At 71.3% G+C, this 23,103-nt stretch carries 18 protein-coding genes and 1 pseudogene; 8 read left to right on the forward strand and 11 right to left on the reverse strand.

Annotated features, from left to right (window positions below; translation table 11 throughout):
* Positions 1 to 106: 106 nt before the first annotated feature.
* Complete coding sequence (locus AB0I15_RS36105; RefSeq protein ID WP_358105693.1) at positions 107 to 1,135, forward strand: helix-turn-helix domain-containing protein; 1,029 nt, start codon at positions 107 to 109, stop codon at positions 1,133 to 1,135.
* Between the two features lie 109 nt (positions 1,136 to 1,244).
* Here the strand turns inward: AB0I15_RS36105 and AB0I15_RS36110 are convergent, their stop codons facing one another.
* From AB0I15_RS36110 to AB0I15_RS36120, 3 genes are all read right to left on the reverse strand, one after another.
* Positions 1,245 to 2,225 carry an aldo/keto reductase gene (locus AB0I15_RS36110; protein ID WP_358105696.1) on the reverse strand — a complete coding sequence of 327 codons (981 nt, stop codon included), beginning with the start codon at positions 2,223 to 2,225 and terminating at the stop codon, positions 1,245 to 1,247.
* 216 nt (positions 2,226 to 2,441) lie between these two features.
* Complete coding sequence (locus AB0I15_RS36115; protein WP_358105701.1) at positions 2,442 to 3,374, reverse strand: cytochrome P450; 933 nt, start codon at positions 3,372 to 3,374, stop codon at positions 2,442 to 2,444.
* 99 nt (positions 3,375 to 3,473) lie between these two features.
* Positions 3,474 to 4,187 carry an SDR family NAD(P)-dependent oxidoreductase gene (locus AB0I15_RS36120; protein ID WP_358105705.1) on the reverse strand — a complete coding sequence of 238 codons (714 nt, stop codon included), beginning with the start codon at positions 4,185 to 4,187 and terminating at the stop codon, positions 3,474 to 3,476.
* 573 nt (positions 4,188 to 4,760) lie between these two features.
* On the opposite strand from AB0I15_RS36120, the gene AB0I15_RS36125 reads away from it, so the two are divergent.
* Positions 4,761 to 6,002, forward strand: coding sequence for a low temperature requirement protein A (locus AB0I15_RS36125; protein ID WP_358105708.1), 1,242 nt, complete (start codon positions 4,761 to 4,763; stop codon positions 6,000 to 6,002).
* 113 nt (positions 6,003 to 6,115) lie between these two features.
* Here the strand turns inward: AB0I15_RS36125 and AB0I15_RS36130 are convergent, their stop codons facing one another.
* Positions 6,116 to 6,883 (reverse strand): SDR family NAD(P)-dependent oxidoreductase, encoded by a 768-nt coding sequence (locus AB0I15_RS36130; RefSeq protein ID WP_358105711.1) that lies wholly within the window; start codon positions 6,881 to 6,883, stop codon positions 6,116 to 6,118.
* A gap of 150 nt (positions 6,884 to 7,033) precedes the next feature.
* Positions 7,034 to 7,219 carry a helix-turn-helix transcriptional regulator gene (locus AB0I15_RS36135; RefSeq protein ID WP_358105863.1) on the reverse strand — a complete coding sequence of 62 codons (186 nt, stop codon included), beginning with the start codon at positions 7,217 to 7,219 and terminating at the stop codon, positions 7,034 to 7,036.
* A gap of 302 nt (positions 7,220 to 7,521) precedes the next feature.
* Between AB0I15_RS36135 and AB0I15_RS36140 the strand changes: the two are divergent.
* Positions 7,522 to 7,737: pseudogene (locus tag AB0I15_RS36140) on the forward strand (SDR family NAD(P)-dependent oxidoreductase); the annotation flags it as partial.
* A gap of 143 nt (positions 7,738 to 7,880) precedes the next feature.
* Here AB0I15_RS36140 and AB0I15_RS36145 read toward each other — a convergent pair.
* Both AB0I15_RS36145 and AB0I15_RS36150 read right to left on the reverse strand, forming a co-directional pair.
* Positions 7,881 to 8,207 carry a cupin domain-containing protein gene (locus tag AB0I15_RS36145; RefSeq protein ID WP_358105718.1) on the reverse strand — a complete coding sequence of 109 codons (327 nt, stop codon included), beginning with the start codon at positions 8,205 to 8,207 and terminating at the stop codon, positions 7,881 to 7,883.
* A complete protein-coding gene (locus AB0I15_RS36150) occupies positions 8,204 to 8,644 on the reverse strand; it encodes a cupin domain-containing protein (protein WP_358105721.1) in 441 nt (146 codons plus the stop codon). Before AB0I15_RS36150 ends, AB0I15_RS36145 begins: the two co-directional genes overlap by 4 nt.
* Positions 8,645 to 8,817: 173 nt before the next feature.
* On the opposite strand from AB0I15_RS36150, the gene AB0I15_RS36155 reads away from it, so the two are divergent.
* Together AB0I15_RS36155 and AB0I15_RS36160 are read left to right on the forward strand one after the other, a co-directional pair.
* Positions 8,818 to 9,054 (forward strand): hypothetical protein, encoded by a 237-nt coding sequence (locus AB0I15_RS36155; protein WP_358105724.1) that lies wholly within the window; start codon positions 8,818 to 8,820, stop codon positions 9,052 to 9,054.
* Between the two features lie 482 nt (positions 9,055 to 9,536).
* On the forward strand, positions 9,537 to 11,495 hold the full coding sequence (locus AB0I15_RS36160) for a hypothetical protein (protein WP_358105727.1): 1,959 nt from the start codon (positions 9,537 to 9,539) through the stop codon (positions 11,493 to 11,495).
* Here the strand turns inward: AB0I15_RS36160 and AB0I15_RS36165 are convergent.
* Both AB0I15_RS36165 and AB0I15_RS36170 read right to left on the reverse strand, forming a co-directional pair.
* On the reverse strand, positions 11,480 to 13,462 hold the full coding sequence (locus AB0I15_RS36165; protein WP_358105730.1) for a hypothetical protein: 1,983 nt from the start codon (positions 13,460 to 13,462) through the stop codon (positions 11,480 to 11,482). The two genes, AB0I15_RS36160 and AB0I15_RS36165, sit on opposite strands and share 16 nt — an antisense overlap.
* Positions 13,463 to 13,584: 122 nt before the next feature.
* Positions 13,585 to 14,919 carry a helicase HerA-like domain-containing protein gene (locus AB0I15_RS36170; protein WP_358105733.1) on the reverse strand — a complete coding sequence of 445 codons (1,335 nt, stop codon included), beginning with the start codon at positions 14,917 to 14,919 and terminating at the stop codon, positions 13,585 to 13,587.
* A 284-nt stretch (positions 14,920 to 15,203) separates the two neighbouring features.
* Between AB0I15_RS36170 and AB0I15_RS36175 the strand changes: the two genes are divergently transcribed.
* Positions 15,204 to 17,492 carry a polysaccharide lyase 8 family protein gene (locus AB0I15_RS36175; RefSeq protein WP_358105736.1) on the forward strand — a complete coding sequence of 763 codons (2,289 nt, stop codon included), beginning with the start codon at positions 15,204 to 15,206 and terminating at the stop codon, positions 17,490 to 17,492.
* A gap of 31 nt (positions 17,493 to 17,523) precedes the next feature.
* On the opposite strand, the gene AB0I15_RS36180 is transcribed toward AB0I15_RS36175, so the two are convergent.
* Positions 17,524 to 18,468, reverse strand: a complete 945-nt coding sequence (locus AB0I15_RS36180) for a methionyl-tRNA formyltransferase (RefSeq protein ID WP_358105740.1) — start codon at positions 18,466 to 18,468, stop codon at positions 17,524 to 17,526.
* Between the two features lie 125 nt (positions 18,469 to 18,593).
* Here AB0I15_RS36180 and AB0I15_RS36185 point away from each other — a divergent pair, with 125 nt between their 5' ends.
* Complete coding sequence (locus AB0I15_RS36185; protein ID WP_358105743.1) at positions 18,594 to 19,910, forward strand: lysine N(6)-hydroxylase/L-ornithine N(5)-oxygenase family protein; 1,317 nt, start codon at positions 18,594 to 18,596, stop codon at positions 19,908 to 19,910.
* A 65-nt stretch (positions 19,911 to 19,975) separates the two neighbouring features.
* Here AB0I15_RS36185 and AB0I15_RS36190 read toward each other — a convergent pair whose 3' ends face one another.
* Entirely contained in the window at positions 19,976 to 21,052 is a 1,077-nt protein-coding gene (locus AB0I15_RS36190; RefSeq protein ID WP_358105746.1) for an alpha/beta hydrolase-fold protein, read from the reverse strand.
* 240 nt (positions 21,053 to 21,292) lie between these two features.
* Here AB0I15_RS36190 and AB0I15_RS36195 point away from each other — a divergent pair, with 240 nt between their 5' ends.
* Positions 21,293 to 23,080: an ABC transporter ATP-binding protein gene (locus AB0I15_RS36195; protein ID WP_358105749.1), complete on the forward strand. Its 1,788-nt coding sequence runs from the start codon at positions 21,293 to 21,295 to the stop codon at positions 23,078 to 23,080.
* Positions 23,081 to 23,103: the final 23 nt, after the last annotated feature.

The raw sequence follows: 23,103 nt of genomic DNA on the forward strand, positions 1-23,103 counted from the left end.
TCGTTTCTTCGCTGACCTAATCTGGGAATCTGTCAGGGCACAAGTCCGCCGAACGGGCCAAAACCCGCCAGATGGCGGTAACCCGCCATCGGGAGAGAGGGCGCCAATGCTCGAAGCGATCGGCCTGTCACCGGCCGAGAGCCGTCTGTACGCGACGCTCGTCGAGAACCCGCGATCCTCCGCCGCCGAACTCGCCACCCACTGCGGCGTCTCCACCCCCCTGGCCGCCCGCACGCTGGCCGCCTTCGCCCGGCGCGGCCTGGCCAGCAGGCTGCCGGGCCGCCGCGCCCGCTACGTCGCCGTCGCCCCCGACATCGCCGTCCGGCCGCTGCTCGCCCGCCAGGAAGAGGAGCTCCACCAGGTGCGCACGGCCATCCACGAGCTGACCACGTCCTTCAACCTGGCCTCGCGGTACGCCGCGCACCCGGCCGAGCAGGTCGAGGTCGTCACGGGCACCGACAACATCATCAGCCGGGCGTACGCGCTGCAGGACAGCGCCCAGACCATGTTCCGCAACATCGACAAGCCCCCGTACGTGATGCGCGGCCACGCCGACAACGTCGAGCGCGAGCGCCGGATGCTCAGGGACGGCATCACCTACCGCAGCGTGTACGACCTGGAGGTGCTGGCACTGCCCGGCAGGCTGCGGCTCATCCAGGACGCGGCGGCCCACGGCGAGAAGTCGCGGGTGGTGGCCGGGGCGGCGGCCAAGATGTGGATCGCCGACGACGCGCTCGCGCTGATCCCCATCCGCAACGGGGCCTACTCGATCGACGCGGCGTTCATCCTGCACTCCTCCGCGCTGCTCGACGCGCTGATCGCGCTGTTCGAGCACGAGTGGCAGCGGGGGTTCCCGTTACGCGCGGCGCCGCGGCCGGGCGCGGCGTGGCCCTCGGGAGAAGGGCCTTCCGGGGAGGGATCTTCCGGAGCGGAGCCTTCCGGGGAGGGGCCGGACGAGCTGACCAGAGACCTGTTGGCGCTGCTCGCGGGCGGGCTGACGGACGAGGCCATCGCGCGGGCGCTGGGGCTCGGGCTGCGCACGGTGCAACGCCGCATCCACGCCGTCATGCAGGACCTGAACGCCATCACCCGCTTCCAGGCGGGCCTGGCGGCCCGGGAACGCGGCTGGATCTGACGGGCCGGGCCGCGCGAGGCGACCGCCGCCTACGGCCTGGGAACGCGCTGGGCCGGCGAGGCGGCCACCACCGCCTACGGCCCGGACAAGCCCTCTCTGGCCTGTACGTTCACGAGTGCCCGATGATCTGGTGGGGCCGGTAGGGGGCCTCCAGCCGGGCCGTCTCCTCCTCGCTCAGGGACACCTCCACCGCCGCGATCGCGTCGTCCAGGTGGCCCACCTTGCTCGCCCCGACGATCGGCGCGTTCACCCCGGGCCTTCCGAGCAGCCAGGCGAGCGCGACCTGCGCCGGTGGCAGGCCTCGTTCGCCGGCGACCGCGCGCACCACGTCGACGACGTCGAAGTCCGCGTCCTCGTACATGCCGTCGGCCAGCGAGTCGCTGCCGGATCGGGCCGTGCGCGGCCGGCCGTCGCGGTGGCGGCTGCCGGTGAGCAGTCCGCGGGCCAGCGGGCTCCACGGGATGACGCCCACCCCCTGGTCCAGGCAGAGCGGGATCATCTCCAGTTCCTCCTCGCGGTACACGAGGTTGTAGTGGCCCTGCATCGACACGAACCTGGTCCAGCCGGCCGTCTCAGCGGTGTGCTGCGCCTTGGCGAACTGCCAGGCGTACATGCTGGAGGCCCCGATGTAGCGGGCCTTGCCGGCGCGTACCACGTCGTGCAGGGCCTCCATGGTCTCCTCGATCGGCGTCTCGTGGTCCCACCGGTGGATCTGGTACAGATCGACGTGGTCGGTTCCGAGCCGGGTCAGCGAGGCGTCGATGGCGGACAGCACGTGTTTGCGGGACAGCCCCCGGTCGTTCGGGCCCGGCCCCGTCGGGAAGTAGACCTTCGTGGCCAGGACGTAGTCGTCGCGGCGCGCGAAGAGCTTGCCGAGCAGCCGCCCGGTGATCTCCTCGCTCACGCCGCCGGAGTACATGTCGGCGGTGTCGAAGAACGTCACACCGGCCTCGACCGCGCGCCGTACGATCGGCTCGGCCGCGTCCTCACGCAGCAGCCACTCCCAGGAGTCCGGGTCGCCGTACGTCATCATGCCCAGGCAGATCCGGGAGACCCGCAGTCCGGACGAGCCCAGCCTCATGTATCGCATCCCGTCGAGCCTTCCTGTGCGAGCGTGCTCTTCACCGCGCTGGAGGAGACGGCACGAGGGCCGGTGAGCGGCGTGACGTCATTCTCGGCCGGCCCGTCATTTCGGAGAATGGCGAAGCGAAGGATCAGACCCGGGCGGACGTACGAATCCAAGGAAATCGACGCCCTCGACCTTCGTATTCGCGCCCTGGGATGAAACCCGGAAGGGAAGAGGGTGCTACCAGGTCACCCGCAACGACATGAGCCGGCGGCCCGGCGAGATCGGGTCGTAGGACAGGTCGTCGGTGACGAGCGTGAGCTTCGGGAAGCGCTCGAACAACGACGTGAGCGCGACGCGCAGCTCCAGCCGCGTCAGGTGGGCGCCGAGGCAGAAATGGGTCCCGTGGCCGAGCGCGGTGTGCGGGGCGGGCTCCGGCCGCGTGATGTCGAACCGGTGCGGCTCCGGATAGACGGACGGGTCGCGGTTGGCCGCGGAGACGATGGGCATCACCGCGGCGCCCTTCGGGATGAGCACGCCCTCCAGCAGGATGTCCTCCGTCGTCACCCTGGGCAGCGCGGAGCTGCTGAGCCTGCTGTAGCGGAACAGCTCCTCCAGCGCCTGGGGCATGCGGCTCGGGTCGTCGCGGAGCAGCGCGAGCTGGTCGGGGTTGCGCAGCAGGGTGACCGTGAAGTTGCCGAGCTGGTTGACCGTCGTCTCGTGGCCGGCGGTCAGCAGCACCTGCAGGTTCGACACCAGCTCGTCCGCCGACAGGTGGTGTTCGGCGTCGTTGACGCGGACCAGCTCCGCGATCAGCGCCTCGTCGGGTTCGCGGCGTTTGAGCTCGACGAGCCCACGCAGGTACGCCTGGATCTCCCGCTCGGCGACCCTGATCTCCTCCAGGGGCAACGTGTTGGACGTCAGTGTGCGGGACCAGCCTTCGATCTGGGCGCGGTCTTCGTACGGGGCGCCGAGCAGCTCGCAGATCACCATGACCGGCAGCGGCCCGGTGAAGTCCCGTACCAGGTCGGCGGGCGGCTCCAGCGGATCGAGCAGGTCATCGACGATGGCCTGCACCCGGGGCTGGAGCCGCTCCACCATGCGCGGGGTGAACGTCTGCGACATGAGCTTGCGGACCCGGGCGTGCCGGGGCGGGTCCATGCTCGTGATCACGAACGGGTTGGACGCGGACGGGATGTAGACCGGCCCGCCCGGCTTGGTCGCCTCCTCGCGGCCATCGCGGAGACGATCCCGCCGGCCGGCCGGGGTGGGTCAGTCGAGCGGGACGCCTGTGCGGCTCTCCAGGACCTCGATGAGGCGAGCCTGGAACTCCTCGTCCCGCGCCGCCGGGTGTGGGGTCTGCGCCTGCCGGTGGTACCAGTAGCCGCCGGTGCCCGGGGTCACGTCAGGGTGGGTGGCCAGCCACACCTGTGTCTCGTGCCCGGCGGTCAGGTCGTCCGGTGCGCCGGCGCCGCCCATCCGGGTGGGGACCCAGCCGGGGTCGACCGCATGGCTGGCGGTTCCCTCCCACCGGGACGCGAGCGCGAGCGCGAGGGCGGTGACCCACAGCTTGCTGTCGCTGTAGGAGGCGGTGCCGGCGCTCAGCCCGCGCAGGTCGGTGGAGCCGCCTCGGTGCATGGAGCTGCTGAGGTAGATGAGCCTGGCCGGTTTGTCCATCAGGGCCGTCAGCAGGTAGGGCGCGACGGTGTTGACGGTGGCCGCCTCGGGGGTGCGCATGGTCCCGGCGTTGTGGATGACGGCGTCGAAACGGCCGAACCTGGACGCTTGCCGGGCCACGCCGCGGATCTCGTCCAGCTCGGTGAGATCCCCGAGGACGACGCCTTTCCACCGGGCGGTGCCGTCCTCCTCCGTGAGACGGGCCTGGTTACGGACGTGGACGACCACGTCATGCCCCTCGTCGGCCAGCGCGTTCACCGTGCTGTGCCCGAGCCCGGTGGATGCCCCGGTGACCAGAATCAGTGCCATCTCATCCCCCGCCCGTGTGCTGCCCGCAGCCTCGTCCTTCCTGCTATTTCATCCCCTATGGACATCGATATCACCATTAACATTTGATCTGTATGCCTTTACTGCCCGGTGAGCGCCAATACCCAGCTCCGCCGAACACCCGCACCTTCTCCGCATGGACCTCGCCACGCGACGGCGAGCGATGTGCTGGTTCGAGCGGGTGGGGTGGAAGATCTCGGCCAACCCTGCGACGGCCGGGGCGGTGCCGACGTCCCTTCGGGGCGGTCATGCCGCGGTCTTTGACGTGGCGGTGTCGTGGTGCCAGGTCCAGTCGTCGCGGACGTACAGCCGGGGCCGGACGTATTCGAGGCCCAGCGCGTCCCGTGCCACGGCTCACCCCCCGGGCCGATCCGAGGTGACGTTCCTCCTGGATGGGGGCGAAGCGGGTCCGATGGGTCTCCTCGGGTCGAAAGGGCCGTGCGAGTATGTCCGGGGCGGAAGCCGCCCCCTGCCGGCTCCCCTGAGGGTGAGGAGTCAGATCGTGGACATGAATCGATGTCGCCGTCCCGGCTCCGTCAACGGCGCGGCCACGTCATGACCGAGGCCGGTCAGCGCAGGGACCATCGGCACCGGCCGCTCTCCGGCCGCGACCCGAAGCAGGCGCACCGCGGCGCGACCCCGCTGGAGCTGCTCTACGACCTGACCTTCGTGGTCGCGTTCGGGACCGCCGCGAACGAGCTGGCGCACTACCTGGCGGAGGGCCACCTCGGCACGGCGATCGGGGGCTTCGGCTTCGCGGTCCTCGCCGTCGCCTGGGCCTGGATGAACTACTCCTGGTTCGCCTCGGCCTACGACAACGACGACTGGGTGTTCCGGGTCGCCACGATGATGCAGATGGTCGGCGTGATCGTGCTGACGCTCGGGATCGAGGAGATGTTCGCGTCCCTCGACCGGGGGACGGCCCTGAACCTCGGCGTGATGGTCCTCGGGTACGTCGTGATGCGGGTGTCCATGGTCTTCCTGTGGTCCCTGGTCGCCCGGCACGACCGCGACCGCGCGCCGGCCGCGCGCAAATACCTGTGGACGATCGGCTTCGCCCAGGCCGGCTGGGTGGTGCTCGCCCTGCTGAGACCGCCGCTCCCGGGATTCCTGCTGGGAGGCTGCGTGTTGTTCGCCCTCGAACTGGCCGGTCCCGTGCTGGCCGAGCGCCGCGGCCCCACACCATGGCACGCCCGCCACATCGCGGAGCGGCACGGCCTGCTCATGCTGATCACCCTGGGCGAGGGGATCTTCGGCACTGTCGCGGCCCTCAACGCGCTCGTGCACACCGCGCACGGCTGGACCGTCGACGCCGCGCTCCTCGCCGTGGCCGGCATCGGCCTCACGTTCGGCATCTGGTGGACGTACTTCGCCGTGCCGTGGGGTGAGGTGCTGGAGCGGCACCGGGAGCGCGCGTACGTGTGGAGCGCCGGTCACATCCTCCTGTTCGGCTCCGTGGCCGCCACGGGCGCCGGCCTCCACGTCGCGGCGTACTTCCTGGAGGGCGAGACCGCCCTGGGAAGCACGGCCACGGTGCTGACCGTCGCGGTGCCGGTGTCGCTGTACGTACTCGTGCTGTACGTCCTCTACATGATCTTCATTCGGCACCGCGACCCGTTCCACCTGCTCCTCCTGGCGGGAACCGCCGGCGTGCTCGTGGCCGCGGTGGTCTGCGCCGAGCTGGGCATGAGCATGTCGTGGTGCCTGGTCGTGCTGATGTCAGGACCGGCCGTGACGGTGGTCGGCTTCGAGACGGTGGGCCATCGGCACCTCGCCGAGGCGCTGTCGGCGGACTGACGGCAGGACTGACGGCGGAGCTGACGGCAGGACTGACGGCAGGGCTGACGGCAGGGCTGACGGCAGGGCTGACGGCAGGGCTGACGGCAGGGCTGCTGTGGACGGGCTCCGGCCTACCAGGTCTGGTCGCCGGCACGGACCAGCATCTCGTTGACGGCGACCCGCCGCTCCCGCGTGACGATGTAGGCGATCGCGTCCGCGATGTCCTCCGGCCGCAGCGCTTCGATGCCGTCGATCTGCCGGCGGGCCGCGTCGCGGGTGGTGTCGCTGAGGTGGTCCACCAGTTCGGTGTCCACGGTGCCGGGCTCCACCACGCTGACCCGGACGCGTTCGCCGAGCAGTTCCTGGCGAAGCGATTCGGCGAACGCGTTCATCCCGAACTTGGTCAGGTTGTAGACGCTGCTCCCCGGCCGGGCGACGCGCCCGGCCGTCGAGCTGACGTTCACCAGATCCGCCACCTGCCGTGGGGAGGTGGACGCCGCGTAGATCAGGTGCGGGACGGCGGCGTGCGTGACGTGCAGCAGCGCCGCCACGTTGAGCGAGACCATCCGATCCCACTCCTCGATGGTGGTGTGCAGCGCCGAGTTGAGCAGCATGATCCCGGCGTTGTTGACCAGGATGTCCAGGCGCCCGAACCGGTCCAGCGTGTCCTGCACCATGGCGTCGGCGCGTGCGGGATCGGTGATGTCGGCCTCCAGCGCGACCGCCGCTCCGCCCAGCTTCGCGATGTCGCTCACGACCTGGTCGAGGCGGTCGCGGCGGCGGGCGGCCAGGGCCACCGCCGCGCCCTCGCGGGCGAGGCGGCGCGCGGTCGCGGCGCCGATTCCGCTGCTGGCGCCGGTGACGAGCGCGACGGCTCCGTCGAGCGGCTGATCGTACATGGCTGCCTCACTCTCTCGGGTCGAGGACGACGCGGAAGCGGGCGTCGCCGGCACGACGAGACTCGCGCGGCCGACCGCCGGGTCGCACCAGGGAGTCTCACTGGCCGACCGGGGCCAGGGAAGGCCACGGTCACGAGCGGCCACACCGCGTCAGGGCTGCCCGCCGCGGGACAGGGCGTCGCCGAGCCGCCTTCGCGAGCTGATCCCGAGTTTATTGAAGATCTTACGGAGGTGCCATTCGACCGTCCGGGAGCTCAGGAAGAGCCGGGCCCCGATCTCCGGGTTGGACAGGCCGTCCCGTACGCGCAGGGCCATCTGTTTCTCCTGCGCGGTCAGCTCGTCGCTCGTCGAGGCGTCGTTCTTGCGCTTGCGGACGGTCTGGCCCGTGGCGAGAAGCTCGCGGCGGGCGCCCGCTTACGTTGCTCCACGCCCCCGCCTTTCGTCCCCTATCGCACGACTCTGCAGACACCCAAGACGCATACCGGGCCAAGTCGCGGGTTGCCCGCCAAGGGCGGAGCTGACCCTGCACGTCCGACGGGTCGTCCGCGGCCCGGAAGGGATTCCGCCCGGCTGTCACACGCCTGGCGGCTGTCCGGTCCTAGGTGGGGACAGGAGAGCCCGGGGTGGAAAGGAAGCACATGAGCGACACGTTGACGGGCAAGGTCATCCTCGTCACCGGAGCGTCGTCGGGCATCGGCGAGGCCGCCGCGCTGGCCTTCTCGGCGGAGGGGGCCCGGGTCGCGGTCGGGGCCCGGCGCGCCGACCGGCTGGAGGCCCTGGTGCGCAAGGCACCCGGCGAGATGCTGGCCCTCGAACTGGACGTGACCGACCAGGAGTCGGTGCGGGCCGGGGTCGCCAAGACCGCCGGATCTCGAAGCGGACCCCGGCGCCACCTGGCCGGGCTCTCCGGCTCCGCCGACTCGCGATGCCGTTCCCGCAAGGCCGCACCCGCAGGGCCGAAGGCGGGAACCGGGTTCGGTTCCCGCCTTCGGCGTCGTCAGCGTGCGGTGGTGAACAGGAACGCGCAGTCCTCCACGGCCTCCACGCGGTGCCGGCGTTCGGGCATGACCAGCAGGTCGCCGGGCTCCCCGTCCCACGAGTCGGGCCCGGCGACCAGCCGCACCCGCCCCCGCAGCACCTGCACCGTGACCTCGCCGGGATGCTCGTGTTCGTGCATGTGCTCGCCCTGCCGCAACGCCATCACGGTCTGCCGCAGCGAACGATCGTGTCCGCCGTGGACGGTGGTGGCGCCGCGACCGCTGCCCGCCTCACGGGCGAGCCTGAGCAGATCGCCGACGACCTCGGTCAGCGAGACCTTGGTCATGACCGCGGCGCCCGACGGTCGCGCCGGGCCTCCAGCTCCTCCGGGCTGACCACGGTCAGCATCGGCTGTCCGGGCGCGCAGAACATCGTCACCGTGAACGCCGACTCCTCGTCCGCGAGATGGTTGCCGTCCTGGTAGTGGATGACGTCCCCGCCGGGCTCCCAGAACGCCTCACCGGCCCGGACGACCCGTACGGGCTCGCCTTCGAGCTCGAAGTTGATGGCCCCCTTGATCACGTACCCGTACGCGGGCCCGGAGTGGCGGTGCGGCGGCGCGCCCGGGCTGTTCGGCGGCAACGTGACCAGGATCGTCATCGCCTCGGCCCCCTCCGGCGCGGGCGGCGCGCCCGGCACGGTGGCGACCACGTCGATCTTCGGTGGCGGCCCGCTCTTGTCCGGGTTGTCGAGATGGTGAGCGTGCGCATGATCGGTGCTCATCAGGGTTCCCTCACGAAACGGTGGCCGGCTCGATCCGGCCGTGCACCAGCTCAGACCGGCCGGCACCCCGATCTGTGACAACGCGTGTCGTGCAGCTCGGCGCTTCACGGCCAGTATTCTTTTGACTACGCTTGGTAATGAATTTGTCCGGCACCACAACGGAGAGTGACCGCATGAAGAAGGCTTTCGCGACGACCCTGCTCGCACTGGGCGCGGCGGGGATCGCCGCCCCCGCGCATGCCGACCACGACTCGAACTTCGGCGCAGGGGTGAACGCGGCGAACAACTGGAACTTCACCGCAGCGGCCGTCTGCATGCACCAGGTGGCGGTGGTCCCGGTCCTGGGAGACTGGGTGGGCGATCACGTGAACAACTGCTCCAACGGCAACGTCATCGACCACAGCAGGTAGCACAGGCGCCGGCCGGCGGGCCGACGGCGGGTCCGCGCGATCCGGCCCGTTCGCTCGGCGCAGACAGCGCGGGAGGCGACGCACTAGCCTCTGTGCCTGTGCCGCGAAGGGTGCCGATCTGGCCGGCGTCGACCCTCTTGCTCGCGGGATGCGGCGGCGAACTCCGGCCCCAGCCCCGGCCCGAGCCCCAGACGGCCTCGACGACCTCGTCTCCGGTGGCGGGATCGACGGGCCGAACCGGGCGGAGCCGTTTCGGCGGGGGACTTCGACGGCGACGGGGACGACGAGCTCGGCTTCGCCGGCGGCGGCGACCGCAGCTTCGAGGTCGTCATGGCGAACGGCAGGAAGGTGCCGGCCCCGTTCGGCCTGCCGGACCGATGAGGGAGCCCCGCCCGTTCACGCCAAGCCCCGCGCCGCCCTTGTCACGACTGCGCCGGCATATTACGGTCAAGGCCGTTATGCAACTCCCTGGGAGGTCTCCCGTGCGCGTCATCGCAGTCGCACTCCTTACCGCCTTATCCCTCACCGTTCCGGCCCAGGCCGAAACGGCAGCAGCCCCACCCACCGGGTGCGGTTTCCAGAACCTCGGCACACTCCCCCTGACCGGTGCCACCACCGCCGGCACCGCGCTGGACGCCCGCCACCCGCAGGGCCCGCGCGTCTACTCCGTCACCTCCAGCGCCTCCGGCCCGGCGATGCTCGGGATCAGGAACGCCCGCGACGGCCGCCTGATCGGCGAGCGGCCGCTTCCGCTCGCGCTCGGCTCCTGGGCCGTCACCGTCGCACCGGACCACTCGGTGTACGTGGGCAGCTACAACGCCACCGCCGGGGCGATGGGCCGCCTCTTCCGCTACACCCCGTCGACCGACCAGGTGAGCGAGCTCGGCATCCCCATCTCGACCGAGACGTTCGTCTGGACCGTCGCCGCCAGCCCCGACGGCTCGGCCGTCTACGGCGGCACCTCGCCCACGGGCAAGCTCTTCCGCTACGACACCGCGACCGGCGGGTACACCGATCTGGGCAGTCCCGTCCCGGGCGACCAGTTCGTCAGAGACCTGGCCGTGGGCGAGAACGGCACCGTGTACGCGGGCGTCGGGGCGAGCAGCATGAAGGTCGCGATCCTCTCCCCCGGCGGCGCCGTCCAGCGGGTGATCGAGCCGCCCATCGAGGGCACCGGCTACGCCTACGACGTGGACGTGGTCGGCCGCTACCTGCTGGTCCGCTTCGTCACCTCCACCGGCGCCAACCCCATGGGCGTGTACGACCTGGGCACGCGCAGGTGGATGGACGTCGTGGAGGACGTCGACAGCCTGACCGTCGGCGGCGGCAGGCACGGTGACGACCTCTACCTGTTCCAGGACGACGAGCTCGTCAAATACCACCTCAAGACCCGGAAGATCACCAAACTGGGCTTCACCGGGTACGGCGAAGGCGCCGCCCGCCCGCTCGGCTGGCTCGGCCACACCCTGGTCGGCACCAGCTCCACCGGCCGCATCTGGCACTTCGACCGCAAGACCGGACAGGGCCGGCTGCTCGACGGCACGCTGACCGGCCAGCCCGTCAGCATCCGCTCGCTCGGCACGGGCCCCGACGGCCGCGTCTATGCGGGCGGCTTCTTCACCGGCGGCCTGGCCGCCTACGACCCGGCCACGGGCGAGACCCAGAGCTGGCAGAACGTCGGCCAGAGCGAGGGCATCGTCACGCACAAGGGCAAGCTCTACCTCGGCGTCTACCCCGGCGCCCGGATCTACGAGTTCGACGGGACCGCGCCCAGGCTCCTCCTCGACCTCGGCGGCCAGGAGCAGGACCGGCCCTTCGCGATGATCTCCGCGGGCGACTGGCTGGCCTTCGGCACGGTGCCCAAGTCCGGCACCCACGGCGGCGCGCTCGGCCTGCTCGACCCCGCCACCGGGCGCACGGTGATCAGGCGGGACCTCATTCCCGGCCACAGCATCATCGGCCTGGCCTACCGCGACGGGATCGTCTACGGCGCCACCTCGGCCTTCGGCGGCACCAGCACGCCACGGGGCGAGGCCGTGGCGTTCGCGTACGACATCGCCACGGACTCGCTCCTCTGGCAGACCACTCCCGTCCCCGGCGACCTCGCGCTCGGCTCGATCGCCTTCGACGGCGCCGGGCGGCTGTGGGGGCTGACGCCGGACAGCCTGTTCGAGCTGGACCCGGCCACCGGGCGGACCGTCAGGGCCGTGCAGCACCAGACCTACCCCTGGTCCAGCGCCACGCAGGTCTGGCTGGACACCAACCTCGTCTTCCACAAGGGCTACCTGTGGGGCAAGGTACAGGGCAAGGCGTACCGGATCGACCCGGGGACGATGGCGCTCGCGCTCATCGCCCGCCCGATCTCGAACCTGCTCCTCGGCCCCGACGGTCACCTCTACCTGTCACGCTTCGAGAACTTCTACACCTATCGCGTCTGCTGACGGGCCAGCCGGAACAGGCGCGGCCCCTCGGCGAAGTAGACGTCCCCGGACCCGTGCACCGCGAGCTGGTGCACGGGTCCCTGCCGCAGCGCGGTGTGCCGCCCGGTCCGCGGGTCGAGCGAGAAGACGGACTGGCCCGCGTGCGCGCCGTACAGCAGGCGGTCCCGCCGGTTGAAGGCGAGTTGCCCGCCGGCGCTCCTGCTGTCCGACAGCGTGACGCGTCCGACCACCTTGCGGGCCGCGGTGTCGACCGTGAACACCTCGCCGCCCGCGATCCCCCACAACCGTCCCCGGTCGTCGAACGCCAGCGCGGGCACCGCGGGCTTGCCCGGGGCGGGGACGATCTCCCACAGCAGCCGGTTCTGCTTCACCGACCACGCGAACAGCGTGGCCTCCGGCTGCGTCGGCGGCGTGGCCGACTGGCCGCTGTAGATCGACGTGCCGCCGTAGAGCACGCCGTCGCGGTAGGCGAGCGAGACGATGCTCTGGTCCTTGACCACGTCGCGCTGGGCGTGCTTGAGCGTCCCGGTCCGCGGATCCCACACGGCCAGGACGCCGCCGAGCTGGCCGAGGTCCGGCATGGTGCCGGCGGCGAGGTAGCGGCCCGCCGACACCAGCGCCCGCGGCCTGATCTGCTTGTCGGCGGCCAGGTCGAACAACCGCTCCGGGTTCGCCGCCGGGCCCGGCTCGGGGCTGGGCGAGTACTCGGTGCTGTTCCACGGCAGCGCCGGGTCGTAGGCGTAGACCCTGGCCTCGGGATAGGCGCCGATGTAGAGCTTGCCGTCGTGGGCGGTCATGTCCTCGCTCTGGGAGAACGTGTGGAACTCGGTCGTGTCGCCCGTCTTCGGGTCCAGGGCGGCGAAGCCGCCGTTGAGGAAGCCGCCGGCGTACATGCGGTGGTCGGGGCCTTCCGCGAGCGCGGTCACGTCGATGGGCTCGCCCTTGACCGCCGTCTGCACGAACGACTTGGCGTGGGTCTGCGGGTTGTAGCGGAACATCAGCCCGCGCCAGAGCAGGCCGACGACGCTCTTGCCCGGGTAGTCCGGCAGGCCCAGCTCGGCCCAGCCGATGCCGCGCGTGTTGGCCACCCGGCCCGTGACGGGCACCCCGGTCGGCGTCGTGGCCTTGGTCCGGGGGTCGTAGCGGACCAGCTCACCGCCCTTGACCAGGTAGACCGCCCCTTCGTCGTCCGGGGGTGAGACGTCCAGGCCGTGCGCGGCGTCGAGGGTGTCGCTCCACCGGCCGGCGGCGATGTCCCACACGTGCAGCGGGCCGGGGCTCGCCCCGCCGAAGCGGACGTAGAGGAAGCCTGCCGCGACGTTGACGTCATAGGCCCACTTGCCCGCCGGGTCGAGGCCGTCGGGTGTGGGGAGTTGCCGGGTCGCGCCCGAGGCGGCGTCGATCTCGAAGACGGCGGCGGGGGCCTCGGTGCCCGCGTAGATCTTCCCGCCGGCGTAGGAGACGCTGCGGACGTAGGCGTGGGCGGGTGAGAGCCTGCCGTAGTCGCGTACGCCGGTCGCGGGGTCGTAGGCGAACAGGCGGCCGCCCGGGGAGGTGCCGCCGTAGACGGTGGCGCCCTCGCCCGCGGCCACGGTCCAGATGAAGTTCTCCGAGGACAGCGGCCTGCCGAGGTCCTGGACACCGCCCTGGTCCGTCCAGCGATAGAGGCGGCCGTCGTTGTACGCGCCGACGTACACGCTGCCGTCTGGGGCGGCGTCCACGGCCCAGGAGCCGCCGGCGCCGGGCAGGTCGTACCTGGCCACCTCCGCGCCGGTGGCGGGGTCGACGGCGTTGAGGCGGGCGGGGGCGCCCGAGGAGGCTCCCCACAGCACGGTCTTGCCGCCGGGGCCCGGGGCCACCGCGCCGCCGATCAGCAGCACGTCCTCCAGGGGAACTCCGAGATCTTGCAGGCGGGGCGCGGCCGCGGCCGCCGGGGCGGCGCCGAGCACGGCAAGGGCCGCAGCCATGCCGCACGCCAGCATGTGCCTAATTAAGGTCATGACCGGAACCTAAGAACTCGCCATGCAAGCCGTCAATAGGCAATTACGGCCATGGAACTAATTCATGAACGACATCTCAGCCGCCCGGCTCAGCGTCGCCCGCGGCGGAGGGTGCCGAAGATGGACCTGGTGATCTCCCGGCCGAGGGCGGACGCCGCCGACCGCGCCATGGAGCGGAACTCCTTCGACTCCAGCACGCTCTGGACCAGGTCGGGGCTCGACGGCGCCATGAGCGTCTGAGGGGCGCGCAGGCGCGTCCAGGCCACGGGGGTCGGCGCGCCCGTCTCCGACAGGACCGTGACGACGGCCTCGCCGATGCCGAGCTCGGTGAGCAGCCGCTCCAGATCGTAGGAGGACTCCGGGAAGGTCGACACGGTGGCCTTGAGCGCCTTGGCGTCCTGGGGGGTGAAGGCGCGCAGGGCGTGCTGCACACGCGCACCGAGCTGGGCCAGCACGTCGGCCGGCACGTCCTTCGGCGTCTGGGTGACGAAGAACACGCCCACGCCCTTCGACCGGATCAGCCGCACGGTCTGGGCGATCGACCGCAGGAACGCCTTGGACGCGCCGTCGAACAGCAGGTGCGCCTCGTCGAAGAAGAACACGAGCTTCGGCCTGTCGGCGTCGCCCACCTCGGGCAGCTCCTGGAAGAGGTCGGCCAGCAGCCACATCAGGAAGGTGGAGAAGAGCCGCGGCCGGTCCTGCACGGCGGGCAGCTCGAGAACGGAGATCGTCCCCTGGCCGTCCGCCGTCACCCGGAGCAGGTCGCGGACGTCGAACTCCGGCTCGCCGAAGAACGCCTCCGCCCCCTGCGCCTCGAAATTGGTCAGCGCACGGAGGATCACCCCCGCCGTCGCCACCGACAACCCGCCGATCCCGCTCAGCGCCTCCGGCGTGGCGGTGAGATACCGGATGACCGCGATCAGGTCCTTGAGGTCCAGCAGGGGCATGCCGTGCTTGTCGGCGAAATAGAAGATCAGGCCGAGCGACGACTCCTGCGTGTCGTTGAGCTCGAGGACCTTGGCGAGCAGGGTCGGCCCGAAGGCGGTCATGGTGGCGCGGATCGGGACACCGGACCCGAGACCGCCCAGGGAGAAGAACTCCACCGGGCAGGCCGCGGGCCGCCACGTCTGCCCCACTTCGGCGGCGCGCCGGGTGACGCGCTCGGAGGGCGTGCCCGGCGAGGCGAGCCCTGACAGGTCGCCCTTGACGTCGGCGAGGAAGACCGGCACGCCCTGGGCCGCGAGCTGCTCCGCCATGAGCTGCAGGGTCTTGGTCTTCCCCGTCCCGGTGGCCCCGGCCACCAGCCCGTGCCGGTTCAGCATGCTCACCGGGATCCGGATCGGCTTCGAGGGGTCGGCGGTGCCGCCTTCCCGCACCAAGGCCCCGAGTTCCAGTGCCGGTCCCTCGAAGTCGTACCCCTTCATCGGACCTCCCCCTTCGACGGGCCGGCGCGGCCCCCACCGGACGTCCGGCGATCTCCCCCGCCATGCTGTTACCCAACGTGATGCCTCTATCACCGAAACGGTGATACGGCGTGGGCCGCTACCTTGGCGTACGTGCCGGCCGATCGGTGCGGGCTATCACCGCTGAGGGCGGGTACGGCGACGTCCGGGTGCTCGCTCACCGTCGCAGGAGCCGAATTGATCCGCCCGGATGTCAACCTATGATCTCTTAATCTGATATTTGCCCGATTGTCGGAAAGGCCTTCATGACCCACCCCCTCAGTCGGCGGTCCGCCCTGCTGAGCGCCGCGGCCGTGGCCGGGCTCGCCCTGTGGGACAGACCGGCCGAGGCGGCCGGCGCCGCCGCGTTCGACGCCGCGCGTGAGCGATGGGTGAACCTGCTGGCCGGCGACACGTACGACTCCGCCCACGCCGACAGGACGCAGGCGGTCGAAGGCTCGGCCAACGCGGTGCTGCGCAAGCTGAATCCCGCCCCCGATCGCCCGAGCCTCTGGCCCGACCTGCCGCTCGACGACCCCCGGACGGGCAACTTCAACCGTGCCTACAACCGCATGCGCACGCTGGCGCTGGGCTGGGCGACACCCGGCACCGCCATGCACCGCGACGGCCAGGTCGCCGAGACCGCGGCCAGGGCTCTCGACTTCCTGTACGAGCACGCCTACCACGAGGGGCTCGACCCGCGGGGCAGCAACTGGTTCTGGTGGGAGATCGGCGTCCCCCGCTCGCTGACCGACACCTGCGCCCTCATGTACGACGGCCTGCCCAAGGACCGCCTCGATCGCTGGCTGCGCCCCTTGCGCCGCTGGTGCCCCGACCCCGAGCGCCGCGTCAGCCATCCCGGCGTCGTCGAGACCGGCGCCAACCGCGCGGGCAAGGCCATGGCGGTGGCGATGCGCGGGCTGCTCACCCACGACGCCCGTCTCATCAAGCGGGCCAGGGACGCGGTCTCCGACCTGCTGCGGCCGACCAGGGGCCCGGGCGACGGCTTCTACCGCGACGGGTCGTTCATCCAGCACGGCGTGTACCCCTACACCGGCAGCTACGGCGTGGACTACCTGGAGAGCGTGGCCAGGCTGATCGCCATGCTCGCGAGGTCACCGTGGGAGATCACGGGGATCGGCGGCGTCTACGACCTGGTGGATCGCTCGTTCGCGCCGTTCGTCTTCGACGGGCTGATGATGGACTGCGTACGCGGCCGGCAGATCTCGGTGCAGGGCCACCGTGACCACCACTCGGGGCAGAAGGCGGTCGAGGCCATCCTGACCCTGCTGGAGGTGGCACCCGAGCGCCATGCCCGGCGCTGGCGACCGCTGGTGAAGGGCTGGCTCGCCCGCAACCAGGCCATCCCCTACGACACGCTCGCACCACCGGCGAGCATCGCGAAGGCCAAGGCCCTGCTGGCCGACCCGTCGGTGCCGGTGGGCCCGCGCACGACGGGCACGTACGTCTTCGCCGACATGGACCGGGTCGTGCACCGCCGTCCCACCTGGGCCTACGCGATCGCGATGAGCTCGGAGCGCATCGGCGCGGCCGAGGCCATGAACCGGGAGAACCTGCACGGCTGGTACACCGGCGACGGCATGACCTACCTCTACACCGGCGACCTGACCCACTGGAACGACGACCTGTGGCCCACGATCGACCCGTACCGGCTGCCGGGCACGACGGTCGACACCCGCGGACGGGCCGATCTCCCGCACGGCAAGCGTCGCCTGCCGCCCACCCCGTGGGCGGGTGGCGTGGCACTCGACGGCGAGTACGGCGTGGCCGCCATGAGGCTGATCGCCGACGGCTCCTCGCTGCGGGCCAGGAAGGCGTGGTTCCTCCTCGATGACGCGGTGATCGCCCTCGGCGCCGGCATCACCGCCTCCGACGGCCGCCGCATCGAGACCATCGTGGAGAACCGCAACACCCACGACCGGCATCCACCGCTGACCCGGGGCGACGACTGGGTCCACCTGTGCGATGTGGCCGGTTACGCGCTGCTCGACGGCGCCGACGTGAAGGTGATCCGCAAGAAGCGCACCGGCCGCTGGCGGGACATCGACAAGGGCGCCACCACCGGAGGCGACAGAACCCCCGTCACCAGGCACTACACGACGCTCGTCATCGACCACGGCGTGGATCCGCGCAGGGCCCGCTACGCCTATGCGGTGCTGCCCGGCGCCTCCGTCGCGCAGACCGCCGCGTACGGCCGGCGGATCGAGATCCTCGCCAACTCCAGGGCGGTGCAGGCCGTGTCCCACGGCGACGTGCTCGCCGCCGTCTTCTGGCGCGCGGGGACCGTCGAGACCGAGCACGGGCCGCTCGCCGCCGACGGCCCGTGCACGCTGGTCATCCGCCGCGACCACAAGCGGGTACGCCTCGCCGTCTCCGACCCGTCCAGGACCGCCGACGAGGTGCGGATCACGCTGCCCTGGCCGGTGAAATCGGTCAAGGAGAACGACCGCGGCGTGCGCAGGGCCAAGAAGGCGATCAAGGTGAAGGTCGGTGGCAGCCGCGGTCACGCCCACACCGCGGTGGTACGCCTCTGAACCCCGGGGGCGCCCGAGACCGGTGATCAGGTCACGGGTGGCGGGCGAGGTAGCCGCCCATGGTCTTGAACACCTCCTCGGCCGGCAGGTCCGTGCCGTCCTGGGTGCGGACCCGTTCGATCACCAGACCGTGGCTGCGGCCGCGGCGGGCCTCGGCCCCGGCGACGATGACGACGCCGTCGCCCTCGCGGATGAAGACCCGGCCCGGAGTGCCGCCGTAGACGCCCTTGGAGATCGAGGCCCTCAGGACGCGGACGCGCTCGCCCTTGTAGTAGGTGAAGGCATTGGGGTAGGGGTCGGACTGGGCGCGTACCAGCCGTTCGATGTCCTCGGCGGGCCAGGTCCAGTCGATGTTGCCGTCCTCGATCGAACGCTTGTGGAAGAAGCTGGCCTTCGAGCGGTCCTGGGGCGTCCAGTCGGTACGGCCGGAGGCGATGAGGTCGAGGGCCTCGGCGACGATGGGCTCGATGAGGTCGACCGTCCGGTGGAACAGGTCGGTGGTGGTGTCGGCCGGGCCGACCGGGATCGCGCGCTGCACCACGATGTCCCCGGCGTCCAGTTCGGCGTTCATCATGTGGGCGGTGACGCCGACCTCCTTCTCACCGTTGATGAGCGCCCAGATGAGCGGGGAGAAGCCGGCGTAGGCCGGAAGCAGCGAGTCGTGCACGTTGAGGACGCCGTGCCGAGGGAGGGTGAAGATCTGCGGCGGTATCCACGTGCGCCAGTTGTTGGCGACGATGAGGTCAGGCTCGACTTCCTTGAGGGTGAGCAGCAGTTCGTCGTCGGGGCGGTTGCGAAGCTGCACCGGCACACCGTGGGCCTGCGCCAGCTCGGCCACCGAGTCGCTCCAAATCCTCTCGTAGGCGTGGTCGCTCTGGGGATGCGTGACCGCCAGCACCACGTCGTGCCCGGAGTTCAGTAGGGCCTGGAGCGTGCGATGCCCCCAGGTCTGATAGCCGAACATCACGACCCGCATCAGCGCTCTCCTTGTGAGGTGAGTGGATAGAGATTAGGCTCATATAGTTAGGCAAGCCTAACCTAAATCAGATGTCTATTCCACCCATGGAACCCAACCTGGACCGCTCACTCGAAAGGCCTTCCATGCCCATTGCCGAGCAGCCCGTCCACGACCTCGTCGGCATCGGATTCGGACCGTCCAACCTCGCCCTGGCCATCGCGCTGCGCGAGCGCCAGGCGCGCACCGGCGAGCAGATCGACGCGGTGTTCCTGGAGAAGCAGCTCTCGTTCGGATGGCACCGCGGCATGCTCCTTGAGGACACCACGATGCAGGTCTCCTTCCTCAAGGACCTGGTCACCATGCGCAACCCCACCAGCGAGTTCGGCTTCCTGTCCTATCTCAAGGCGCGCGGCCGGATGCTGGATTTCATCAACCACAAGACGATGTTCCCCTCCCGCACGGAATTCCACGACTACCTGGAGTGGGCCGCGGCACCCTTCGCCGACCAGGTCGAATACGGCTCGGAGGTGGTCGCCGTCACTCCCGTCACCGTCGACGGCGCGGTGGAGTACCTCGACGTGGTGGTCCGCCAGGGTGAGGGCGAGCTCAGCACGCGCCGCACCCGCAACCTGATCATCGCCGTCGGCCTGGTCCCGGTGCTGCCCGACGGGATGGTCGGCGACGAGCGCATCTGGCACAGCGAAGAGCTCCTGGACCGGCTCCCCTCGGTCACGGACCCCCGCCGGTTCGTGGTGGTCGGCGCCGGTCAGAGCGCCGCCGAGGTGACCGAGTACCTGCACGGCGGCTTCCCCGACGCCGAGGTGTGCGCGGTGTTCTCCAAGTACGGCTACACCCCGGCCGACGACAGCTCCTTCGCCAACCGCATCTTCGACCCCGTCGCGGTCGACGACTACTTCAACGCGCCCGAGGCGGTCAAGGAGCGCCTGCTCGCCTACCACGCCTCCACCAACTACTCCGTGGTCGACCTCGACCTCATCGACGAGCTGTACCGCCGGCACTACCAGGAGAAGGTGCAGGGCAGGCAGCGGCTGCGCATCCTCAACGCCTCCCGGCTCGTCGAGGTCGACCGGGGCGCCGAGAGCGTGCGCGCCACCGTCGAGTTCCTGCCCACCGGGGAGCGGACCGTCCTGGAGGCCGATGTGCTCATCTACGCCACCGGCTACCGGCCCGGCGACCCGCTGACCTTACTGGGCGCCACCGGCGAGCACTGCGAGCGGCTGCCCTCGGGCGCCCTGCGCATCGAACGCGACTACCGGATCGCCACCTCCGCCGGCCTGCGCTGCGGCATCTACGTGCAAGGAGCCACCGAGCACACCCACGGCCTGACCTCGACCCTGCTGTCCAACACCGCCGTGCGGGCCGGGGAGATCGCCGACGCGGTGGCCGAGCGGCTGAGCGACAGCGGGCGCGGCTCTTACGCGTTCTCGCACTCGCGCTGACGTCCGCCGTGGTGACGGCCGCTCTTACGGCGGCCGTCACCACGGCGTCCCCGCACCAGGCCGATCTAGGCGAGCACCCAGGCGACGTCCCTGAGCAGGGCGTGCCGCCAGCCGGCCCGGTCGTGGCCCGAGGCCGACCGTGACACCCGCACGGTCGCGCCGGCCTGCTCGGCCAGGGTCTCGACCAGCTCGCAGTGCGGCAGCATCCGCGTCTCGTGCTCCCCCACGTCGAACGCGACCCGCAGGCCGGACAGATCGGGCCGCTCCCGCAGGCGCGCGGCGATGGTGCCGCCGACCGGACCGCCCATGGGGTCGGCCAGGTCCCCGGCGCCGGGTGTCCACCAGAACGACGCCGACTGGCAGGCGATGCCGGACACCAGGCCCGGGAACTCCAGGGCCGCGTACATCGCGCTCAGCCCGCCGAGGCTCTGCCCGGCGACCACCAGCCGGTCCAGGTCGGCGGGTACGCCGCTCCCGGCCACCAGCGGCAGCAGTTCGTCCCGGATCGCCTCCCACAGCTCGGGCCTGCACCCGAGTTCGGCGTCCCTGGCCTGGGCCGGCAGGAAGACGAGCGTGACGGCGGGCATCTCGCCCTGGGCGACGGCCGAGTCGAACGCGGTCATGGCCGGGTGCAGGTACAGCCAGTCGTCCCCGTCGAGCAGCAGCACCATCGGCCCCCCACCGCCCGCCGGGTGGACCCGCACGGTGCGCCGTCCGCCGAGCCGCGCGCTGGTCCAGCGGAAACGGGAGCGCGGGAGCGGCAGGACGTCGGCGGCCCCGACGGCCGGCCAGTGCGGCTGGGCGGGGGCGTCCGGGGTCGCGGCGATGGACCGGTCGCCGCCCGCCCCGACGGGGTTGAACGGGTCGGCGTACGCCGCGTCGTCCGTGCGGAACTGGTAGGTCACCCGCAGCCGCGCGGGCATGGCCACCTCGGCGTACCAGCAGTCCGTGTCGCCCCACCGGCGTAGCGGGACCGGCTCCGACCAGCTCTCGAAGGCGATGGTCGCCGGGGACCCCCGCCACAGGAACAGGGTCGCCCAGCCGCCGTCGGCGGGTACGGACGCGGGCGTCCCCGCCGCCGCCCAGAACGCGGCGCCGCCGGGTTCGCCCGGCAGCCCGAACTTGGCGAAGGTGCTCTCCATACGCGGTCCTCCTCCATCCCATCCGGCTGAAAAGCAAGGTTAGGCTAACCTAAATCTCGCATGTTACGGTTTCCTTGCTCCTTGTCAGGGTTGCGGCGGAAGCAAGGGAATCCGGATGTTCCTCCAACGAACAATAAGTACGAGGACCTTGCGGCGGCTCGCGGCGATACCTACCGCTGCGGCCCTCGTCACGGGACGCGGCTCCGCCCCGGCGGACGAGCCGAGCGGCGTGGGACGGGCGTGAGCGCCACCGGCACACACGTCACTCCGGCCATCCTGCGCACGGCGACCGGGCGCGAGGCCACCCGATGGGTCGCGGCGCACTCGCGCGAGGTGCCCCTGCTGACGACCGCCACCGTGCTCACCACGGTGGCCGGGGCGGCGCTGCAGGTGCTGCCGCTGTTCCTGCTCGGCCAGGTGGTCGACGGGGTGGTCGAGGGCGAACCGCGCTCGATCCTGGTCACGATCGGGGCGCTGATGGTGGCCGCCGTGCTGCTCGGCTCGGCGACCACCGCGGCGTCGACGTACCTGATCGGGCGGCTGGGCGCGGACCTGCTCGCGCGGTTGCGGGAGGGCGCCGTCCAGGCGGTGCTGGGCATGCCGAGCGCGCGGATCGAGCAGGTCGGCCGGGGCGACGTGCTGTCCAGGATCGGTGACGACGTGGCCGTGGTGTCGAAGGGCATCCGGACGGCCATCCCCACGGTGTTCTCGGCGGGGGTGCTGGTCGTCATCGCCACGGCCGGCATGTTCGGCCTGGACTGGCGGCTCGGCCTGGCGGGCGCCGGCGCGCTGCCCGCGTACGGGCTGGCCCTGCGGTGGTATCTCCCCCGGTCCGCCCCGCTCTACCAGCGGCAGCGGGAGGCCCAGGCCGACCGCGCGCAGGCGTTGATCAGCGGCCTGAACGGGATCGGCACCGTCCGGGCGTACCGCCTCGAAGGCGACTTCCGCGAGAAGGTCACCAGCGAGTCGTGGCGGGTGCGCGATCTCGGCGTCGAGGTGTTCCGGTTCTTCGGCCGGTTCGTCGGCAGGGAGAACCGCGCCGAGTTCATCGGGCTGGTCCTGATCATCGCGGTGGGGTACGTCCTGCTGGAGGCCGACGCGGTCACCTTGGGCGAGGCATCGGTGGCCCCGCTGCTCTTCCACCGGCTGTTCACCCCGCTGGGCTCCATCATGTTCACCTTCGACGAGGCGCAGAAGTCGGGCGCGAGCCTGACCCGGCTGGTCGGCGTGCTGGGCGAGGCCACGGAGGAGAGGCTGGTGGGCCGGGCGGCCGTCGCGCCGGCGGACGCCGGGGCGTACCCGGTGACGGTGGAGGGGCTGACGTTCGGCTATCCCGACTCCGAGGAGCCGGTCCTGCGCGACGTCGACCTGGTGATCCCGGCGGGCGGTTCGCTCGCGCTGGTGGGGGCGACGGGCGCGGGCAAGACGACGCTGGCGGCGCTGATCGCGGGCATCGGGACCCCGCAGGCCGGGTCGGTGCGCATCGGATCGACCGATCTCGCCACCCTGGACGAGGCCGGGGCGCGGGCCCTGGTGAGCATCCTGACGCAGGAGACGCACGTGTTCTCCGGCCCGCTCGCCGACGACCTGCGGCTGGCCGCGCCGGAGGCGACCGACGCCGAGCTGATGGAGGCGTTGCGCAGGGTCGGCGCCGACACGTGGGTCACGGCGCTGCCCGATGGGCTGGACACCGTGGTCGGCGAGGGCGGTGAGCGCCTGGACGTCACCAAGGACGCCCAGATCGCCCTGGCCCGGCTGGTGCTGGGCCGTGCACCGGTGGTGGTGCTGGACGAGTCGACCGCGGAGGCGGGCAGCCAGGGCGCCGCCGAGTTGGAGCGCGCCGTGTCGGCCGCCTGCCTGGGGCGCACCACGCTGTTCGTGGCGCACCGCCTGACCCAGGCGATGGCGGCGGACCGGATCGCCGTGCTGGACGCGGGACGCGTCGTGGAGCACGGAACCCACGAGGAGCTGGTGGCTCTGGGCGGCCGGTACGCGCGGCTTTGGCGTGCGTGGCGGGAAGGCAGCTAGGTCTACAACGTGAAAGGGACGGC

The sequence above is a fragment of the Nonomuraea sp. NPDC050643 genome (assembly GCF_040654715.1).
GTDB lineage: Bacteria > Actinomycetota > Actinomycetes > Streptosporangiales > Streptosporangiaceae > Nonomuraea.

What these genes read in the sequence shown, in the direction of transcription:
- AB0I15_RS36105 (WP_358105693.1), top strand. Translation starts at nt 107, where the DNA reads ATGCTCGAAGCGATCGGCCTGTCACCGGCCGAGAGCCGTCTGTACGCG.
- AB0I15_RS36110 (WP_358105696.1), bottom strand. Translation starts at nt 2,225, where the DNA reads ATGCGATACATGAGGCTGGGCTCGTCCGGACTGCGGGTCTCCCGGATC.
- AB0I15_RS36120 (WP_358105705.1), bottom strand. Translation starts at nt 4,187, where the DNA reads ATGGCACTGATTCTGGTCACCGGGGCATCCACCGGGCTCGGGCACAGC.
- AB0I15_RS36125 (WP_358105708.1), top strand. Translation starts at nt 4,761, where the DNA reads ATGACCGAGGCCGGTCAGCGCAGGGACCATCGGCACCGGCCGCTCTCC.
- AB0I15_RS36130 (WP_358105711.1), bottom strand. Translation starts at nt 6,883, where the DNA reads ATGTACGATCAGCCGCTCGACGGAGCCGTCGCGCTCGTCACCGGCGCC.
- AB0I15_RS36145 (WP_358105718.1), bottom strand. Translation starts at nt 8,207, where the DNA reads ATGACCAAGGTCTCGCTGACCGAGGTCGTCGGCGATCTGCTCAGGCTC.
- AB0I15_RS36150 (WP_358105721.1), bottom strand. Translation starts at nt 8,644, where the DNA reads ATGAGCACCGATCATGCGCACGCTCACCATCTCGACAACCCGGACAAG.
- AB0I15_RS36155 (WP_358105724.1), top strand. Translation starts at nt 8,818, where the DNA reads ATGAAGAAGGCTTTCGCGACGACCCTGCTCGCACTGGGCGCGGCGGGG.
- AB0I15_RS36165 (WP_358105730.1), bottom strand. Translation starts at nt 13,462, where the DNA reads ATGGCTGCGGCCCTTGCCGTGCTCGGCGCCGCCCCGGCGGCCGCGGCC.
- AB0I15_RS36170 (WP_358105733.1), bottom strand. Translation starts at nt 14,919, where the DNA reads ATGAAGGGGTACGACTTCGAGGGACCGGCACTGGAACTCGGGGCCTTG.
- AB0I15_RS36175 (WP_358105736.1), top strand. Translation starts at nt 15,204, where the DNA reads ATGACCCACCCCCTCAGTCGGCGGTCCGCCCTGCTGAGCGCCGCGGCC.
- AB0I15_RS36180 (WP_358105740.1), bottom strand. Translation starts at nt 18,468, where the DNA reads ATGCGGGTCGTGATGTTCGGCTATCAGACCTGGGGGCATCGCACGCTC.
- AB0I15_RS36185 (WP_358105743.1), top strand. Translation starts at nt 18,594, where the DNA reads ATGCCCATTGCCGAGCAGCCCGTCCACGACCTCGTCGGCATCGGATTC.
- AB0I15_RS36190 (WP_358105746.1), bottom strand. Translation starts at nt 21,052, where the DNA reads ATGGAGAGCACCTTCGCCAAGTTCGGGCTGCCGGGCGAACCCGGCGGC.